A 16,939-nucleotide genomic window follows, 5' to 3' on the forward strand; every position below is an offset into this window, starting at 1 on the left:
AGATTTTCCGAACCGTCGCTTCCGTTCCCGTCCGCTTCCGTCCGTCACCGTCGCCGTTCCGCTTCGGTGAGGCGGTATTTACGGACGAGGCGCGGAACCCGCAAGAGCAAAAAACACCTCTGTCGCAAAATTTTTGCAGCAGTCCGAAAACACCGCAAAATCTGGTGGTTGGCGCAAGAAAGCCCACAACGGACGCGGCGTTGCGGCAATTTTCTTGCGATTGCAGCACAGCCGGAGGCCCGATCAGACCGATGCGCGCCGCCCTGCCCGGGCCTTCGGCATCAGGCGCAGGGCCAGAAGCCCCAGTGACAGGCCGAAATAGACCAGAACCTCGGTCGTCCACACTTTGGACAACAGCGCCAAATGCACCGCCCCGGCCAGAATCGCCACATAGGCCAGCCGGTGCAGCCGGTTCCATGCCGCCGAGCCCAGCCGCCGGATCGCCCCATTCCACGAGGTCGCCGCCAGCGGAATCATCACGAGGAACCCGATCATCCCCACGATCACGAAGGGCCGCTTCGTGAGGTCGGCCAGCATCTCGCCCCAGCGCAGGCCCATGTCCAGCCAGACCCAGGCCACCAGATGCAGCGCGACATATGCAAAGGACAGCAGTCCCAAGGCGCGGCGAAAGCGCAAGAGGTTCAGCCCCACCCGCCGCAGGGGCGTGATGGCCAGCGAGGCCAGCAGGAATTGCAGCCCCCGTTCGCCGAGACCCCGCTCGATCGCCTTGACCGGATCGGGACCCAGCCCCCCGAAGACCGCGCCCCAGACCAGAAGGCCCAGGGGCACCAGGCCCAGAAGGTAGACCACCCAGGTCGGAACGCGGCGCGCCTGCGCGTTCAGCCAGTCCATCAATAGTCCTTCGCCAGGTCCTGACCTGCGTACAAGGACGCCACCTCGGCCTCATAGCCGTTGAACATCAGTGTATCCTGCCGTCCGCCGAACAGGCCCGCACCGATCCGGCGTTCCGAGGCCTGGCTCCAGCGCGGGTGATCCACCTTCGGGTTCACGTTGGCATAGAAGCCGTATTCCTGCGGCTGCAACATGTTCCAGGTGGTGGGCGGCATCTCTGCGGTCAGGCTGATGCGCACGATCGACTTGATCGACTTGAACCCGTATTTCCACGGCACGACCAGCCGGATCGGCGCGCCGTTCTGTTTGGGCATCGGCTCGCCGTAAAGGCCGGTCGCCAGGATGGTCAGAGGATGCATCGCCTCGTCAAGGCGCAGCCCCTCACGATAGGGCCAGTCGATGAACGGGCTTTTCTGCCCCGGCATCTCCTCGGGCCGGACCAGCGTCTCGAAGGCGACGAACTTCGCGGACGGCTGCACGCCCACCCGCTTCAGCAGCCCCGCCAGCTCGAACCCGATCCAGGGCACGACCATCGACCAGGCCTCGACACAGCGAAAGCGGTAGATCCGCTCTTCCAGCGGCTGGCCCTGCATGACATCCGCCAGGTCGTAAGTGCCGGGCTTGTCCACCAGCCCGTCGATGACGATCGACCAGGGGTCCAAAGTCAGCCCGCCCGCATAGCGCGCCGGGTCGCTCTTGTCGGTGCCGAATTCGTAGAAGTTGTTGTAGCTGGTGATGTCCTCCAGGCTGTTCGGCTCGGCATCGGTCGAATAGGCGCTGGAGGCCGCCTCGATCCGGGCGAGGGCCGGGGTCGCGGTCAGGGCCGCAGCCCCGGCGATCAGCTGGCGGCGGTTCAGCCACAGCGGCTTTGGCGTGACATCGGACCAGTGCAGACGCATCAGAAAACTCCGTTTCGGGTTCGCGGAAGGATGCGCCATCTTGCAGGAAAGGCAAACCAAGGCGCGTCACGTGTGCGGCAAGGCCCTGAAACATTGCTTCAGATCGGTCACGTGATCTGAACTCTTCTCACGGAGCTTTTACTGGAAATCCTGAAACGACGCGGCTTAGGGCGCGGCGCCCGGGGGTCAAGGGCAACTCACGGAAATGTCGCACTGATCCGATGTCGCATCCCGCGACTATCCCTTCTGCCAATGACGGCATGACCGATCATCACGGGAGTGACACCACATGATCCGCAGAACCTTTCTTGCCCTGACCGCCGCCACCGCCTTTGCGATGCCTGCCTTCGCACAGGACAAAGACATCGTCGATACCGCCGTCGCCGCGGGCTCGTTCAACACCCTCGCCGCGGCGCTGACTGCGGCTGGTCTGGTGGAAACGCTGAAGGGCGAAGGCCCGTTCACCGTCTTCGCGCCGACCGATGCCGCCTTCGCCGCTCTGCCCGCGGGCACCGTCGAGGACCTGCTGAAGCCGGAAAACAAGGACAAGCTGGTTTCGATCCTCACCTACCACGTCGTGCCGGGCAAGGTCATGTCGACCGACCTGACCGAGGGCATGAAGGCCAAGACCGTGAACGGCGCGGAAGTGACCATCACTCTGGACGGCGGGCCGAAGGTCAACGGCGCCGTGATCTCGATGCCGGACGTTGCCGCCTCGAACGGCGTGATCCACGTCATCGACAGCGTCATCCTGCCGCCGATGTAAGGCAGGTTCGGGGGGCGCCGGTGGCGCCCCCCGTTCCGTTCCGGACCAGCTATCCATCCAACAGGGGACACCACATGAACCGCCGCACCATCCTCCGCCTTGCCGGAGCCGTTTCCGTCGCTGCCCTGCTTTCCGCCTGCGTCGCCACGCCGAAGGAACCCGATATCGTCGACATCGCCTCGTCGAACGAGGACTTCTCGACCCTCGTCGCCGCCGTGAGCGCGGCGGGCCTTGTCGACACGCTGAAGGGCGACGGCCCCTTCACGGTCTTCGCGCCCACCAACGCGGCCTTCGCCGCCCTGCCGAAGGGCACGGTGGAGAACCTGCTGAAGCCGGAAAACAAGGACCAGCTCATCAAGGTGCTGACCTACCATGTCGTGCCGGGTGCGGTGACCTCGGACCACCTGGCGGGCAAGCGGATGGACGTGGCGACCGTGCAGGGCCAGACGGTCCACATCGACGGCCGCAATGGGGTGAAGGTCAACAAATCCCGGGTGACGACGGCGGACATCATGGCCTCGAACGGGGTGATCCACGTCATCGACAAGGTCCTGCTGCCGAAGTGAGCGCGCGCGCTGCCCACATGTGGGCCGCTTTTCGACCTTAGTGAAATCAATGGCCTAGCTGTGGGCGTCAGCCACCCGTCGACCTTTGCCACGCCAGAAGAAAGGGGGCCCGAAGGCCCCCTTTTGCATCAGTGGACGACCGCCTGCGCAGGCCGTTCCCGGCGGCTTTGCACCACCCGGTCGCCGATGATCAGGCCATCCGGCCCCGCTGTCACCCGGATCGTCGTGCCGTCAAGCACCTCGCCGGCCAGAAGCATTTCGGACAGGGGGTCCTGCAACTGGCGCTGGATCACCCGCTTCAGGGGCCGGGCGCCGAAGACCGGATCATAGCCCTCATCCGCCAGCCAGGCCTTGGCGTCGGCATCCAGATCCAGCTTGATCTTACGCGCGGCAAGGCGCTGTTCCAGCCGTTTCAGCTGGATCTCGACGATGCCCGCCATATCCGCCCGGTTCAGCCGGTCGAAGATGATCATCTCGTCCAGACGGTTCAGGAATTCGGGCCGGAAATGCGCCCGGACCGCCTCCATCACCTCGGCCTTGGCCGCGCTGGCATCCGCGCCTTCCGGCAACTCGGACAGCGCCCGCGCCCCGAGGTTCGAGGTCAGGATGATCAGCGTCTGCTTGAAGTCCACCGTCCGGCCCTGACCATCGGTCAGACGGCCATCGTCCAGCACCTGCAACAGCACGTTGAACACGTCCGGGTGGGCCTTTTCGACCTCGTCGAACAGCACGACCTGATAGGGCCTGCGCCGGACGGCTTCGGTCAGCACGCCGCCTTCGTCATAGCCGACATAGCCCGGAGGCGCGCCGATCAGCCGGGCGACGGAGTGCTTCTCCATGAACTCCGACATGTCGATGCGGACCATCGCGCTGTCGTCGTCAAACAGGTATTCGGCCAGCGCCTTGGTCAGCTCGGTCTTGCCGACGCCGGTGGGACCCAGGAACAGGAAGCTGCCCAGCGGCCGGTTTTCATCCGACAGCCCGGCCCGCGACCGCCGCACGGCCCGGCTGACGGCTTCCACCGCCGCCCGCTGCCCCACGACGCGCTTGCCCAGCTCCTCTTCCATCTTCAGGAGCTTTTCCTTCTCGCCTTCCAGCATCTTGCTGGTGGGAATACCGGTCCAACGCTCCACCACTTCGGCGATCTGCTCGGGGCGGACCGCTTCGGCGACCAGAGCCTCGCCCTCCCGGGCTTCGGCCTCGGCCAGCTTCTTCTCCAGTTCGGGGATGCGGCCGTATTGCAGCTCCCCGGCCCGGGCGAAGTTGCCCTCGCGCTTGGCCTGATCCAGTTCGGCGCGGGCGTGATCCAGCTGCTCCTTCAGGCTGCGCGCGGCCTCGAGACTGTCGCGCTCGGCCTGCCACTTGGCGGTCATCTCGGCCGATTTCTGCTGGAGATCGGCCAGTTCCTTCTCCAGCTTCTCCAGCCGGTCCCGCGAGGCCGCATCGTCCTCCTTCTTCAGGGCCTCGGCCTCGATCTGCAACTGAAGGATCTGGCGATCCAGCGCGTCCAGCTCTTCGGGCTTGGAGTCCACCTCCATGCGCAGACGGCTCGCGGCCTCGTCCACCAGGTCGATCGCCTTGTCGGGCAGGAAGCGGTCGGTGATGTAGCGGTGCGACAGCGTCGCTGCCGCAACCAGGGCCGAATCGCTGATCTTCACCCCGTGGTGAAGCTCATACTTCTCCTTGATCCCGCGCAGGATGCTGATCGTGTCCTCGACCGTCGGCTCGTTCACGAACACCGGCTGGAAGCGACGGGCAAGGGCCGCGTCCTTTTCCACATGCTTGCGGTATTCGTCCAGCGTGGTCGCGCCGATGCAGTGCAACTCACCCCGCGCAAGCGCCGGCTTGATGAGGTTCGCCGCGTCCATCGCGCCTTCGGATTTTCCGGCACCGACAAGGGTGTGCATCTCGTCGATGAAGAGGATGATCTCGCCCGCCGCGGCCTCGATCTCTTTCAGGATGGCCTTCAGCCGCTCCTCGAACTCGCCGCGATACTTGGCCCCCGCGATCAGCGCGCCCATGTCCAGCGCCATCAGCCGCTTGTTGCGCAGGCTCTCCGGCACGTCGCCGTTGACGATGCGCAGGGCGAGACCCTCGGCAATCGCCGTCTTCCCGACGCCGGGTTCGCCGATCAGCACCGGGTTGTTCTTGGTCCGGCGGGACAGGACCTGCATCGCGCGGCGAATCTCCTCGTCGCGCCCGATGATCGGGTCGATCTTGCCCTCGCGCGCCGCTTCGGTCAGGTCGCGGGCGTATTTCTTCAGCGCCTCCATCGTGTCTTCCGACGAGGCCGAATCCGCCGTCCGCCCCTTGCGGACTTCGTTGATCGCCGTGTTCAGCCCCTGGGCCGTCACCGCCCCCGCCGTCAGCGCATCCTTGGCCCGCGTGTTCACCAAGGCCAGCGCGGTCAGCAGCCGTTCCACCGGCACAAAGCTGTCGCCGGCCTTCTTCGCCACGGCCTCCGCCTCGTCCAGCACGCGGACAAGCTGCGGATCGACATAGGTCTGCCCGTCGCCGCCCGTGACCTTGGGCAGCTTGGCGATGGAGGCGTTGATCGCCTCGTTCACCCGTTCGGGCGAACCGCCCGCCTTGCGGATCAGGTTCGCCGCGAGGCCCTGGTCGTCATCCATCAGTGCCTTCAGCAGATGGTCGGGCAGCACGCGCTGGTGGCTTTCCCGCATCGCGATGGTCTGTGCGGCCTGAAGGAAACCGCGCGACCGTTCCGTGAATTTCTCCAAATTCATCGGTCATTCTCCTTGTGTTAAGCGCCCCGCCTGCGGTGCCCGGGTATCCAGCCCACCGCGTGAAGGCCTTGCGCTTCATCTGGGCGCGGCCCGAAAACTTTGCAATCCCTGCTTGCGCAAAAACCACAGCGCCGGAAAACCTGTCGCTGCGGCCGGATCTCGGCCTTTCCTTGCCGATCGCGTGCCCCGGCATCGGCGGTATCGGGCTTGCCCCACCGGCCACGGGGCAGGCTGCCCTTGCGCCCGGCCCCTTGGCCTCCCCATCCTCGGAGCTTCCGAACGAAAGGCCGAGGCCCATGAGCGACGCCAAACTTCCCCTGATCCACAAGGCCCCGGTCGAGGGTCTTGCCATCCATGTCGCCCGCACCGGCCTGGCCATCGGCGACAGCGCGCGGCTGGACCGGCTGTCGGACGGGCGCATCGGTGTCTTCGCCCGGCTGCGGAAACCGATCCTGGGCGTGATCCCGCATCACCGCGAAGGGCTGGTCGGCCATCTTGGCCCGGTGGCGGAGGAGATCGTTTCCCCCTCGCTGGCGCATGGCGACGACCTGCGGGTGCGGATCATCGACCTTGTGCCCGAGCATCTGGCGAACGGCTACCCGCCCGAGGTCTACATCTCGGTCTGGGGCGATCCGCGGCACCTGCAACCGATCCTGCAGACGGTAGACCTGCCGCTGCCCGACCCGAAACCCCGGCCGCCGAAGGGGCTCAGCGGCCTGCGGACCGCCTAGGGCTCATAGCGCACATAGGCGAAGGCGCTGCCGTCCGGCGCCCAGGAGGGGACGTTGATCGTGCCCTGACCGCCGATGAATTCGCGCACCCGTCGCCGGTTGCCACCCTCGGGGTCGCAGAGAACCAGAGCGACAGGCAGGTCGGGCGGATGCCCCGTGGTGCTCGGCGGATAGGCCAGATAGACCAGATGCCGCCCGTCCGGCGAAGGATGCGGGAACCAGTTCACCTGATCGTCCGCGAACAGTTGCCGCTGCCCCGACCCGTCCGCCGCCATCACCCAGATCTGCGCATGGCCCGTCCGGTCGCAGTTATAGTAGATGCGCGCCCCATCGGCGCTGAAATCCGGCCCGTCGCAATGCCCCTCGCCGAAGGTCAGCCGCTTCTCCTCCTCCCCCGGCACCAGAGTATGGACGTCGATCACCCGGCTTCCGCCCCGCGAGGCGACATAGGCCAAGGTCTTCCCATCCGGCGACACCCCATGCCACCAACTCGGGCTGTCGGGCGAGACCTTCACCGGCTCGCCCCCTTCCACCGGCATCAGATAGACCTGCGACCCCGCCCCCTCATGGTGCGAGGACAGGATGATCGTCCGGCCATCCGGGCTGATCCCGTGGTCGTTGTTGCATTTCACCGCCGCGCCCGTGTCCAGCGGCTCAAGCGCAGGCTTCGCCAAGGGCACCCGGAACAGCCGCCCCTCGCCGTTCACCAGCAGCCAATCCCCCGACGGCGCCCAGTTCGGCGCTTCGATCCGGCCCTCGACCGCCAGCACCTCGGTCACCCGGCCCGAACCCACCTCATAGGTCTCGATGATGCTGCGCATGGCCTGACCCCTTCAATTCGATTGAAATCGCACTTGCTCTTTTCACAAATACTCCGGGGTCCGGGGCAGCGCCCCCGGGCCAGCCACATGGCACCTAGCCCCGGTCCTTCGCGACCAGCAGCTTCTTCGGCCGCAACCCTTCTGCCGCCTTGAACAGCGAAAATGTCTGACTGACGTAGTTCACCACGCCCGAGAGGCTGTCCAGATAGGCCTGCACCTCTGCCGTCCGCTCCGCCTCGATCAGCTGCACCGGGCGCGAGGGGTCCATCCCCTCGAACTGGACATAGAACAGCGGCTCTCCGCGCCGCAGGATCAGGTCCTTCTGCGGCTCGTGCCACTCGAACGCCCACATCAGGGGGCGCGGCCAGATCGAGATCGGAAAGCGCCCGCCGAAGATCGTGCCGGGCAAGGGATCGGGCCGGTAATGCGCAAAGGCCGACAGTTGCGAGAGGTAAACCATCTCGTCGGCGATGAAGTAATAGGGCAGGTGAAGCTGCACCGTGGGCCGGTCGGGGAAACGCCACTCGGCCTCCGAAACCAGCGTCAGCACCTCGTTCAGCTTCGACGACCGGATGGGCGAGGCCGCACCGGCCTTGTTCACCAGCACCGCCTTGCCCTTCGCGTCGCGCTGGAACCCGATGTGCAGGTCGAAGGGGCATTTCACCAGGAAATACCGGCTTTCCAGCTGGATCACCGCCGGGCAGCGGCTGGCCGACTTGGCATGCGCCTTGTTCGGCGGGCGGATCTGCACCCGCTCGGGCGGGTCATAGAGCACCGCACCCTTGTCCTGCGCCAGGAACCAGCCCACGGTCAGCGGACCGGACTCCGGCCCGTCCTCGGGGCGCTCGAAAGTCAGAGAGATGTCCATGCCGCGCTCCTATGCCAAAGCCTTCCGCAGGGCCCGCACCTGATCCGCCGAGGTCTGCCGCCGGACCGGGGGCGCAAAGCCCAGCTCGACCACGCGGCCCGTGACCGGAACCGCAGCCGAACATGACGCGTGAATCTCGGTGATGCCAAGCCCCTTCAGCTTTGCCGCATTTCCCGGGGTCACCCCCGACCCCGGCATGACCGTGATCCGCCCCGCCGCCTGCGCGACCAGCGCCGCGATCCGCGCCGCGCCCGCCTCGGCCGTCACTGCCCCGCCCGAGGTCAGGATACGGTGAAATCCCAGCGCGACCGCCTCTTCCAGGGCCGCGCCCATGTCGGGCACAAGGTCGATGCAGCGGTGCAGCACCAGATCGGGGGCGTCCGGAGTTTTCGAAAACTCCGGACCGGAGCCTTCGAAGGCTCCGTCCCGATTTCTTCGAAGAAATCGGTCTCCGGCATCCGGCGTCGCCGCCGCCACCAGCCGCCGCAGCACCGGCACATCCAGCCGCCCATCCGGCAGGCTGGCCCCCAGCACCACCCCGGCCAGCCCCGCCGCGCGGACCGCCGCGATCTCGACTTCCATCATCGCGACCTCGGCCTCGGACCAGACGAAATCCCCCGCGCGCGGCCGGATCATCGCCACGACGGGCACGCCACAGCCCGCCGCCAGACCGATCAGCCCGGCCGAGGGCGTGAGGCCCCCCAGCGCCAGCGCCGCGCACAGCTCGATCCGGTCCGCGCCGCCCGCGACGGCCTGGGCCAGCCCCTCGGCCGTATCGACGCAGACCTCCAGCCTCAGCCCCATGCCGCCGCCCCCGCCAGCGCCGCGCCCAGCAGCCCGGCATCGGCCCCGCATTGCGCCGGCACCAGCAGCGGAGCCTTCGTCCGCCGCAGGATGCGCACCCGCACTGCCTCGTCCAGATATTCCACCAGCCCCGGCGCGCGGGACAGGCCGCCCCCCACCGGCACCACATCCGCGCCGAGGACGTTCAGCACCATCGCCAGCGGCCCCGCCACCAGCTCGCGCCAGAGCGCCATGGTCTCGCCCGCCTCGGCCTCTCCGGCCATCCAGCCCGCGATGATCGCCTCTGCCCCCAGAAGCGCGGCCGTCCGCTTGCGGTGCAGCCGCTCCAGCCCGCGCGCCGAGCCGACGGTATCAAGGCAGCCGACCTGCCCGCAGCCGCACCGGAAGGCGAACTCGCCCCGGATCACCGGCCCATGCCCCCATTCCCCGGCATAGCCGCCCGCGCCGGTCAGCACGCGCCCCGCATGGACCAGCCCGCCGCCGACACCCGAGCCCAGGATGACCCCGAAGACCGACCGCCGCCCCCGCCCCGCACCCTGCATCGCCTCGGCCAGCGCAAAGCAGTCGGCGTCGTTCTGGACCAGGACCGGCCGCCCCGTCGCCGCCTCCAGCGCGGGTGCCAGGGCCAGACCGTCGATCGCCGGGATATTGGCCACCCTGCCAACGCCCGTTACCGGATCGACGACACCTGCGATGGAGACCGCGATCCCGCGCTCGGCGCCCGTCGTGAACCGGGTGAGCGCCTGCATGAATGCCGCGGCGTCGCCCGACGGGGTTGCCGCCTCGCCCAGAGGCCGCAGCGCCCCGTCCCAGGCGGCCGCCTTGATCCGGCTGCCGCCGATGTCCAGTGCCAGGATCATCCCTCACCTCGGTTTTTCCGCCAGTCTTGACAGCCCTGTCCCGCGCCGTCAAACCGCCCCGACCCCTACAGGAGAGCCCGATGCCCGCAGATGACCGTCTGATCGTCGCCCTGGACGTGCCGAACGTGGTGCAGGGCCTCGACCTCGTCGCCCGGATCGGGGATGCCGCCGGTTTCTACAAGATCGGCCTCGGGATGCTGACCGGTGGCGGGCTTGCGCTGGCCAATGCGCTGAAGCACGAGCAGGGCAAGCGCGTGTTCCTCGACATGAAGCTGTTCGACATCGGCGCCACCATCGAGGCCGCCGTGCGGGGCCTTGCGCAATACGATCTCGACTTCCTTACGGTCCACGGCGACCCGCAGGTCGTCACCGCTGCGGCCACCGGCAAGGGCGGCACGGGGCTGAAGATCCTGGCGGTGACCATCCTCACCTCGCTGGACCGCGCCGACCTGGATGCGAACCTCATCAAGCCCGGCGACATCCACGCCATCACCCTGGAACGCGCCGCCCGCGCGCTGGAGGCGGGGGCCGATGGCGTGATCGCCAGCCCGCAGGAGGCCGCGATGATCCGCGCCCTGCCGCAGGCGCGGGGCAAGCTGATCGTCACACCCGGCGTCCGCCCGGCTGGCGCCGCCACCGGCGACCAGAAGCGGATCGCCACCCCGCATCAGGCCATCGCCGACGGGGCCGACCACATCGTCGTCGGACGGCCCGTCTGGCAGGCGAAAGACCCCGCCGCCGCCGCCCGCGCCATCCTCGCCGAGCTTCCCTGATCCTTCGCAAAAAGATCGCCGCCCGTTTCCCAAGTAAAAGAATCGGGTTTACAAACCCTAGCGTTTTTGTCAGACAATCGGCAGACAACCGAAGGTCCTGCCATGCGCCTCCTTGCCGCTTTCGTCCTCAGCGCCACCCCCGCCCTTGCCGTCACGCCCGAAGAGGTGACGCGACACTACGCCGACATCGGCCTTGCCACCTATCAGGACAGCCTGACCACCGCCCAGGCCCTGCAAGCGGCCGTCGAGGCCCTGATCGCCAACCCGTCGGAGGACACCCTCCAGGCCGCCCGCGCCGCCTGGATCGCCGCCCGCGTTCCCTATCAGCAGTCCGAGGCCTTCCGCTTTGGCAACCCGGTCGTCGACGACTGGGAGGGCCGGGTGAACGCCTGGCCGCTGGACGAAGGTCTGATCGACTATGTCTCGTCCGACTATGGCAACGAGGAAAACGCCCTTGCCAGACTGAACGTCATCGCCACCCCGACCTTCACCCTGTCGGGTGTCACGATCGACGCCACCACCATCACCCCCGCGCTGATTGCCGGGACCCTGCATGAAGCCGACGGGATCGAGGCCAATGTCGCCTCGGGCTATCACGCCATCGAATTCCTCCTTTGGGGGCAGGACCTGAACGGCACCGGACCGGGCGCAGGCAACCGTCCCTTCACCGACTTCGTGGCGGGCGAAGGCTGCACCGGCGGCAATTGCGACCGCCGCGCCGCCTATCTTCGGGCCGCAACCGACCTTCTGGTGCAGGATCTGACCGAGATGGTGGACAACTGGGACGCCGATGGCACCGCCCGCGCCCGTGTCACCGCCGATCCGCAGGCCGGGCTTCTGGCCATGCTGACCGGCATGGGCAGCCTGTCCTACGGCGAACTGGCCGGAGAGCGGATGAAGCTGGGCCTGATGCTGAACGACCCCGAGGAAGAGCAGGACTGCTTTTCCGACAACACCCACAACAGCCATTTCTACGACGCCGTGGGCATCCGCAACGTCTATCTGGGCCGGTATACCCGGGTGGACGGCACGGTTCTTGAAGGCCCTGCACTGTCCGATCTGGTCGCCGCCGCCGACCCGGCCGTGGACAGCCGGCTCCGGTCCGAACTCGACGCCTCGGTCGCGGCGCTTGGCGCCGTGAAGGCGGCTGCCGAGTCCGGGTTCGCCTATGACCAGATGCTTGCGCCCGGCAATGCGCGGGGCGAGGGGCTCATCATGGCCGGGGTCAATGCCCTGGTGACGCAGACCGCCTCGATCGACCGCGCGGTGACGGCCCTTGGCCTGTCGAAGGTCAGCTTTGAAGGCTCCGACAGTCTCGACAATCCGGGCGCCGTCTTCCAATGATCGTCTGTCATTGCCAGTCCATCACCGACCACGACATCCGCGCGGCGGTGGACTGGATGCGCGCTGCCGATCCGCAGACGCTCATCACCCCCGGCAAGGTCTATCGCGCCTTGGGCAAACGGGCCGACTGTGGCGGCTGCATGCCCCTGTTTCTTGAAACGCTGCGGCTGACCCCGGCCTTCCACATCCCCGCCGCGCCCGATCTCGTCCGCAAGACGGGCTGAGGGAACCACCAACCGCACCCAGCCGTTCACCCGGCACCCGGCACGAAAGGAGTTGACATGAAGGGCGACAAGAAAGTCATCGACTACCTCAACGCGGCACTCCGGTCCGAACTGACCGCAGTCAGCCAGTACTGGCTGCACTACCGGCTGCAAGAGGATTGGGGCGTCGGCCATCTTGCCGACAAGTCCCGCGCGGAATCGGTCGAGGAGATGCACCACGCCGACCGTCTGATCGCGCGGATCATCTTTCTGGAAGGCCATCCGAACCTGCAGAAGCTGGACCCCCTGCGCATTGGCCAGACGGTGCGCGAAACGCTCGAGGCTGACCTGGCCGCCGAACACGATGCGCGCGCGCTTTACATCGAGGCCCGCAAATACTGCGATCAGGTCGGCGATTTCGTGACCCGGGCGCTGTTCGACGAACTTCTGGCCGACGAGGAAGGCCATATCGACTTTCTGGAAACCCAGCTTGGCCTGTTCGACAGCATCGGCGCCGAGAAATACAGTCTGCTGAACGCCAGGCCCGCCAGCAAGGCCGAGTAGCGCCGGGCGGGCGTCGGCTGACGCCCCCGGACGCCCCGTCGCCCTGTGGGTGGTGGTCTTCCGGTCGGGACATTTCGCGTCTTCCCATCGCAGGCTTGCCCCCTGTCGTCGTCGCCTTGACGGCGATGGGTCGGGCAGATCGCCGAGGAGGTGGGCCATGCCCCCGACCGCGCCGGACTGCGGCTGCCGACGGGGCGGACCCTGGGCGAGGACCCGCGCGCCCAACCGGGCGCCGATGCGATATGACGAACAGCCGGATGACCCGGAGTTTCTGTGATCCCGCACCGCAGGGGGTCCGACCGCGAGCTGCGGCAGGACCAGGTGCGTGAAGCAAAGCAGAACTCGTTACGCGCACCGTTCTGATGTCGCCATTGAATCGCAGGCCGCGTCGAAGGCAATCGTTTTCGGGCGGTTTCCGGCTGCGGCGAAGTGACCGCACAGGTCCGGCAGCTTGTCGGGCAGGCCATTGTCCGCGCGGGGAAAACGCCTTGCCGCGCCGCGGAAGCATTTTCCCGATTGAATCCGTCAGGAAATCAGGAGTATGACTCCCGCGACGGAGGCCACCATGCGTCTTGCCCTTCTGCTTTGCCTTGCCGCCGCGCCCGCCCTTGCCGAGGGCCTGGACGACCGCCACCTTGCCGTGATCCCCCGCACCGCAGCCGACGACGCCAGGATCGCCGCCGTTCTGGCCCCCCCTACCGATTTCTCCAGACCCGAGCCCTTCGAGGCCAGGCCCGCCGGCGCCGCCACCGTCCGCGCCATTGCCACCGCCGATGCCTTCAGCCAGCACTCCGCCAACATGCCCTTCGAGCGCGAGATGGACTTCAAGCTTGGCAACGCGCTGTTCCGCAAGACCTGGGTCGCCGCGCCGTCCTCCACGCTTGCCTCCGACGGCCTTGGCCCGCTCTACAACGCCCGCGCCTGCCAGGACTGCCACCTGAAGGACGGCCGCGGCCATACGCCCGCCGATGCCGACGCCTCTCGGGTGTCGATGTTCCTGCGGCTCTCGGTCCCCGGCGGCCCCGTGCCCGAAGGCATCGCCGACTGGATCGCCACCAGCCCGGACCCGACCTATGGCGGCCAGCTTCAGGACCTTGCCGCCCCCGGCCATGCCGCCGAGGGCCGGATGGACATCGTCTGGACGGAAACCCCCGTGACCCTTGCCGACGGCACCGTGGTCAGCCTCCGCGCCCCGACCTACAGCTTCGCCGCCCCCGCCTACGGCGCCCCGGCCGAGGGCCTCATGCTCTCTCCCCGCGTCGCGCCGCAGATGATCGGCCTCGGCCTGCTGGAGGCGATCCCCGCCGCCGACATCCTGGCCCGCGCCGACGAGGACGACAGGGACGGCGACGGCATCTCCGGCCGCCCGCAGATCGTGCCTTCGGTCGAATACGGCGTGCCGATGCTTGGCCGCTTCGGCCTCAAGGCCGGCGCTCCGACCGTGCGCGAGCAATCCGCCGGGGCCTTCGCGGGCGACATGGGCCTCTCCACCCCCCTCCACCCCGAGCCCTGGGGTGACTGCACGAAGGCCCAGCCGACCTGCATCGACGCCCCGCACGGCCAGGAACCGGGCATCCGCGACGGGCTGGAAGTCGATGCTGCCTCGCTCGACCTCGTCACCTTCTACGCCCGCAACCTGGGCGTCCCCGAGCGTCGCAACATCGACGACCCGCAGGTCCTGCGGGGCAAACAGGTCTTCTACAGCACCGGCTGCCAGTCCTGCCACACGCCGAAACACGTCACACACCGCCTGGAGGGCCAGCCCGAGCAGAGTTTCCAGCTGATCTGGCCCTACACCGACCTCCTCCTCCACGACATGGGGGAGGGCCTGGCCGACAACCGCCCCGAGGGTCGCGCAACGGGCAGCGAATGGAAGACCCCGCCGCTCTGGGGCATCGGGTTGACCGAACAGGTCTCCGGCCACAGCGAATACCTGCACGACGGCCGCGCCCGCAGCCTGCTTGAAGCCATCCTCTGGCACGGCGGCGAGGCCCAGTCCCAGCGCGACGCCGTCGCTGCCATGTCCACCGAGGACCGCAACGCGCTCCTCGCCTTTCTGGAAAGCCTCTGATGCGCGTTGCCCTCCTGGCCCTGCTTCTCGCCACCCCCGCGCTGGCCGACACCGCCGCCGTGGTCACAGATCACGCCCGCCCCGGCTTTGCCGCCTTTGCCGAAGCCGCCCAGAGCCTGGCAGACCTTGACACCTGCGACCCTGCGACGCTCCGCCCCGCCTTCCACGCAGCCTACGACGCCTGGATGGCGGTCGATCACCTGCGCCTCGGACCCGCCGAAGAGGACGGCCGCGGCCTGGCCGTGCTTTTCTGGCCCGACCCGAAAGGCGCAGGCTGGAAGGCCCAGCGCGCACTTCTCGCAGCCCCCCCGACGGCCGAGGCGATGGCGCAGCAATCCGTCGCCGCCCGGGGCCTTCCCGCGCTTGAACGCCTGCTCTACCCCGCCGAGACCCTGCCAACCGACCCCTGCCCGCTGATCCGGGCCACCGCTGACGATCTTGCCGCCACGGCGTCACGCCTCGCCGCCGACTGGGGGCCCTTTGGTGCGCTGATGCTGGGTGCGGGCGCGCCCGACAACCCCCGTTTCCTGAAACCGGACGAGGCGACCCAGGCCCTGTTCACCCAGCTTGCCACCGGCCTTGAAGCCCTGGCCGACCGCCGCATCGGCCGACCGCTCGCGAGCCTGGACAAGCCCCGACCCGACCTTGCGGAAGCCCATGCCTCCGGCCGCTCGATCCGCAACATCGCCCTGTCGCTCGCCGCGCTGAAACAGCTCGCGCTGACGCTGAACCCCGACAGCCCGCGCAGTCTTGCGGCCTTCGATCAGGCGCTGGCGCTGGCGCAAGGTCTCGACCCCGACATCGACCGCATCGCCGACCCGCAGGCCTGGCTGAAACTCGAAATCCTGCAACAGGCCGTGCGCCAGACCCGCGACACCGTCCTGGCCGAGCTTGGCCCCGCCCTGGGCGTCGAGCTTGGCTTCAACGCGCAGGATGGCGACTGATGCGGCGCCGCGCCTTCCTGGCCACGCTGGCCGCAAGTCTTGCCCCGCGCCTGACCTGGGCCGACATCGGAGCCCCGGCCTTCCTGGCCGCCGGGAAGGCGGGCGAGGCCTATGTCCTGCACGGCCTCTCCGCCGCCGGCACCAGCCTGTTCCGGGTCGCCCTGCCCGGTCGCGGCCATGCCGCCGCGGCCCACCCCGTGCGCGCCGAAGCCGTCGCCTTCGCCCGCCGCCCCGGCACCTTCGCTCTTGTCATCGACTGTGCCACCGGCACCACCCGACACCGCCTGACCCCGCCCGACGGCATGCAGTTCAACGGCCACGGCGCCTTTTCGGCGGATGGCACGCTTCTGATGACCTCCGAAGTCGTGGCCGAAACCTCCGAAGGGCGCATCGGCCTTTGGAACACGCAAGGCTACACGCGCCTGACCGACTGGCCCAGCCACGGCATCGGGCCGCATGAAATCAGGCGCCTGCCCGACGGCCGCCTTGCCGTCGCCAATGGCGGCATCCGCACCGACCCGGTGGACCGCACCAAGCTGAACATCCCGGACATGGCGCCCAACCTGACGCTGCTGGCGGAAGACGGCGCGCTTCTTGACCAGATCGACCTCCCCGACCTGCGCCAGAACTCCATCCGCCACCTTGCACTGTCCGGCAGCGCCATCGCCTTCGCCATGCAATGGGAAGGCGATCCTGCCGAACCCGTCCCGCAGCTTGGCCTCTGGACCCCCGGCACAGCACCCCTGCTGTGCGCGCCGCCCGAAGCAGAGGCCTTCACGATGCAGGGCTATGCCGGGTCCATCGCCGCAACGCGGGACCGCGTTCTCATCACCTCGCCGAAGGGCGGCGCGCTGATGCTGTTCGATGCCAAGGGTCGCCACATCGCCACCCACCACCGCGCCGATCTCTGCGGCGCGGCCAGCACCGAAGGCACCTTCACCGTGACCGACGGCAGCGGCGCGGTCTGGACCGCCGACGACACGGGCCTCACCCCCCTCGCCCGCGCAGACACCCGATGGGACAACCATCTGGTCGCCCTAGGCTGACCACACCCCTTGCTCTTGCCCTTTGCCAAATACTCTCCGGGGGTCTGGGGGGCGAAGCGCCCCCAGGTCCCGAGGAGGAGGCG

17 protein-coding genes are annotated in these 16,939 nt (G+C 68.0%); 10 read left to right on the forward strand and 7 right to left on the reverse strand.

What is annotated here, in order from left to right:
* Positions 1-243: 243 nt before the first annotated feature.
* Entirely contained in the window at positions 244-852 is a 609-nt protein-coding gene (gene msrQ / locus D5084_RS13545) for a protein-methionine-sulfoxide reductase heme-binding subunit MsrQ (RefSeq protein ID WP_128516035.1), read from the reverse strand.
* Complete coding sequence (msrP, locus tag D5084_RS13550) at positions 852-1,751, reverse strand: protein-methionine-sulfoxide reductase catalytic subunit MsrP (RefSeq protein WP_128516036.1); 900 nt, start codon at positions 1,749-1,751, stop codon at positions 852-854. Before msrP ends, msrQ begins: the two co-directional genes overlap by 1 nt.
* A 289-nt stretch (positions 1,752-2,040) precedes the next feature.
* Here msrP and D5084_RS13555 point away from each other — a divergent pair, with 289 nt between their 5' ends.
* A complete protein-coding gene (locus D5084_RS13555) occupies positions 2,041-2,517 on the forward strand; it encodes a fasciclin domain-containing protein (RefSeq protein WP_128516037.1) in 477 nt (158 codons plus the stop codon).
* 74 nt (positions 2,518-2,591) lie between these two features.
* Positions 2,592-3,083 (forward strand): fasciclin domain-containing protein, encoded by a 492-nt coding sequence (locus D5084_RS13560; protein ID WP_128516038.1) that lies wholly within the window; start codon positions 2,592-2,594, stop codon positions 3,081-3,083.
* A gap of 128 nt (positions 3,084-3,211) precedes the next feature.
* Here the strand turns inward: D5084_RS13560 and clpB are convergent, their stop codons facing one another.
* Positions 3,212-5,827 carry an ATP-dependent chaperone ClpB gene (clpB, locus tag D5084_RS13565; protein WP_128516039.1) on the reverse strand — a complete coding sequence of 872 codons (2,616 nt, stop codon included), beginning with the start codon at positions 5,825-5,827 and terminating at the stop codon, positions 3,212-3,214.
* 296 nt (positions 5,828-6,123) lie between these two features.
* Here clpB and D5084_RS13570 point away from each other — a divergent pair, with 296 nt between their 5' ends.
* A complete protein-coding gene (locus D5084_RS13570; protein WP_128516040.1) occupies positions 6,124-6,558 on the forward strand; it encodes a hypothetical protein in 435 nt (144 codons plus the stop codon).
* Here the strand turns inward: D5084_RS13570 and D5084_RS13575 are convergent.
* The 4 genes from D5084_RS13575 to D5084_RS13590 all read right to left on the reverse strand — a co-directional run bounded on the left by D5084_RS13575 (position 6,555) and on the right by D5084_RS13590 (position 9,911).
* Complete coding sequence (locus D5084_RS13575) at positions 6,555-7,379, reverse strand: TolB family protein (RefSeq protein WP_128516041.1); 825 nt, start codon at positions 7,377-7,379, stop codon at positions 6,555-6,557. The genes D5084_RS13570 and D5084_RS13575 overlap by 4 nt on opposite strands.
* A gap of 94 nt (positions 7,380-7,473) precedes the next feature.
* Positions 7,474-8,247, reverse strand: coding sequence for a hypothetical protein (locus tag D5084_RS13580; RefSeq protein WP_128516042.1), 774 nt, complete (start codon positions 8,245-8,247; stop codon positions 7,474-7,476).
* Between the two features lie 9 nt (positions 8,248-8,256).
* On the reverse strand, positions 8,257-9,051 hold the full coding sequence (locus D5084_RS13585) for a copper homeostasis protein CutC (RefSeq protein WP_128516043.1): 795 nt from the start codon (positions 9,049-9,051) through the stop codon (positions 8,257-8,259).
* Positions 9,042-9,911 (reverse strand): ROK family protein, encoded by an 870-nt coding sequence (locus D5084_RS13590; protein WP_128516044.1) that lies wholly within the window; start codon positions 9,909-9,911, stop codon positions 9,042-9,044. Before D5084_RS13590 ends, D5084_RS13585 begins: the two co-directional genes overlap by 10 nt.
* Positions 9,912-9,991: 80 nt before the next feature.
* Between D5084_RS13590 and pyrF the strand changes: the two genes are divergently transcribed.
* The 7 genes from pyrF to D5084_RS13625 all read left to right on the forward strand — a co-directional run bounded on the left by pyrF (position 9,992) and on the right by D5084_RS13625 (position 16,856).
* Positions 9,992-10,684 (forward strand): orotidine-5'-phosphate decarboxylase, encoded by a 693-nt coding sequence (gene pyrF / locus D5084_RS13595; protein ID WP_128516045.1) that lies wholly within the window; start codon positions 9,992-9,994, stop codon positions 10,682-10,684.
* Between the two features lie 102 nt (positions 10,685-10,786).
* A complete protein-coding gene (locus D5084_RS13600; RefSeq protein ID WP_128516046.1) occupies positions 10,787-12,028 on the forward strand; it encodes an imelysin family protein in 1,242 nt (413 codons plus the stop codon).
* Complete coding sequence (locus tag D5084_RS13605; protein WP_128516047.1) at positions 12,025-12,252, forward strand: (2Fe-2S)-binding protein; 228 nt, start codon at positions 12,025-12,027, stop codon at positions 12,250-12,252. Before D5084_RS13600 ends, D5084_RS13605 begins: the two co-directional genes overlap by 4 nt.
* Positions 12,253-12,309: 57 nt before the next feature.
* Positions 12,310-12,795 (forward strand): bacterioferritin, encoded by a 486-nt coding sequence (gene bfr / locus D5084_RS13610; protein ID WP_128516048.1) that lies wholly within the window; start codon positions 12,310-12,312, stop codon positions 12,793-12,795.
* 565 nt (positions 12,796-13,360) lie between these two features.
* Positions 13,361-14,866, forward strand: coding sequence for a di-heme oxidoreductase family protein (locus D5084_RS13615; RefSeq protein ID WP_128516049.1), 1,506 nt, complete (start codon positions 13,361-13,363; stop codon positions 14,864-14,866).
* Entirely contained in the window at positions 14,866-15,810 is a 945-nt protein-coding gene (locus D5084_RS13620; protein WP_128516050.1) for an imelysin family protein, read from the forward strand. Before D5084_RS13615 ends, D5084_RS13620 begins: the two co-directional genes overlap by 1 nt.
* Complete coding sequence (locus tag D5084_RS13625; RefSeq protein WP_128516051.1) at positions 15,807-16,856, forward strand: DUF1513 domain-containing protein; 1,050 nt, start codon at positions 15,807-15,809, stop codon at positions 16,854-16,856. The genes D5084_RS13620 and D5084_RS13625 overlap by 4 nt, the downstream gene beginning before the upstream one ends.
* Positions 16,857-16,939: the final 83 nt, after the last annotated feature.

The sequence above is a fragment of the Tabrizicola thermarum genome (genome assembly GCF_003574395.1).
Taxonomy (GTDB): domain Bacteria; phylum Pseudomonadota; class Alphaproteobacteria; order Rhodobacterales; family Rhodobacteraceae; genus Tabrizicola; species Tabrizicola thermarum.

Coding starts and splice junctions, on each gene's coding strand:
- D5084_RS13575 (WP_128516041.1), bottom strand. CDS start 7,379: ATGCGCAGCATCATCGAGACCTATGAGGTGGGTTCGGGCCGGGTGACC.
- D5084_RS13580 (WP_128516042.1), bottom strand. CDS start 8,247: ATGGACATCTCTCTGACTTTCGAGCGCCCCGAGGACGGGCCGGAGTCC.
- D5084_RS13560 (WP_128516038.1), top strand. CDS start 2,592: ATGAACCGCCGCACCATCCTCCGCCTTGCCGGAGCCGTTTCCGTCGCT.
- D5084_RS13555 (WP_128516037.1), top strand. CDS start 2,041: ATGATCCGCAGAACCTTTCTTGCCCTGACCGCCGCCACCGCCTTTGCG.
- D5084_RS13600 (WP_128516046.1), top strand. CDS start 10,787: ATGCGCCTCCTTGCCGCTTTCGTCCTCAGCGCCACCCCCGCCCTTGCC.
- D5084_RS13590 (WP_128516044.1), bottom strand. CDS start 9,911: ATGATCCTGGCACTGGACATCGGCGGCAGCCGGATCAAGGCGGCCGCC.
- msrQ (WP_128516035.1), bottom strand. CDS start 852: ATGGACTGGCTGAACGCGCAGGCGCGCCGCGTTCCGACCTGGGTGGTC.
- D5084_RS13585 (WP_128516043.1), bottom strand. CDS start 9,051: ATGGGGCTGAGGCTGGAGGTCTGCGTCGATACGGCCGAGGGGCTGGCC.
- msrP (WP_128516036.1), bottom strand. CDS start 1,751: ATGCGTCTGCACTGGTCCGATGTCACGCCAAAGCCGCTGTGGCTGAAC.
- D5084_RS13615 (WP_128516049.1), top strand. CDS start 13,361: ATGCGTCTTGCCCTTCTGCTTTGCCTTGCCGCCGCGCCCGCCCTTGCC.
- D5084_RS13620 (WP_128516050.1), top strand. CDS start 14,866: ATGCGCGTTGCCCTCCTGGCCCTGCTTCTCGCCACCCCCGCGCTGGCC.
- D5084_RS13605 (WP_128516047.1), top strand. CDS start 12,025: ATGATCGTCTGTCATTGCCAGTCCATCACCGACCACGACATCCGCGCG.
- pyrF (WP_128516045.1), top strand. CDS start 9,992: ATGCCCGCAGATGACCGTCTGATCGTCGCCCTGGACGTGCCGAACGTG.
- bfr (WP_128516048.1), top strand. CDS start 12,310: ATGAAGGGCGACAAGAAAGTCATCGACTACCTCAACGCGGCACTCCGG.
- clpB (WP_128516039.1), bottom strand. CDS start 5,827: ATGAATTTGGAGAAATTCACGGAACGGTCGCGCGGTTTCCTTCAGGCC.
- D5084_RS13570 (WP_128516040.1), top strand. CDS start 6,124: ATGAGCGACGCCAAACTTCCCCTGATCCACAAGGCCCCGGTCGAGGGT.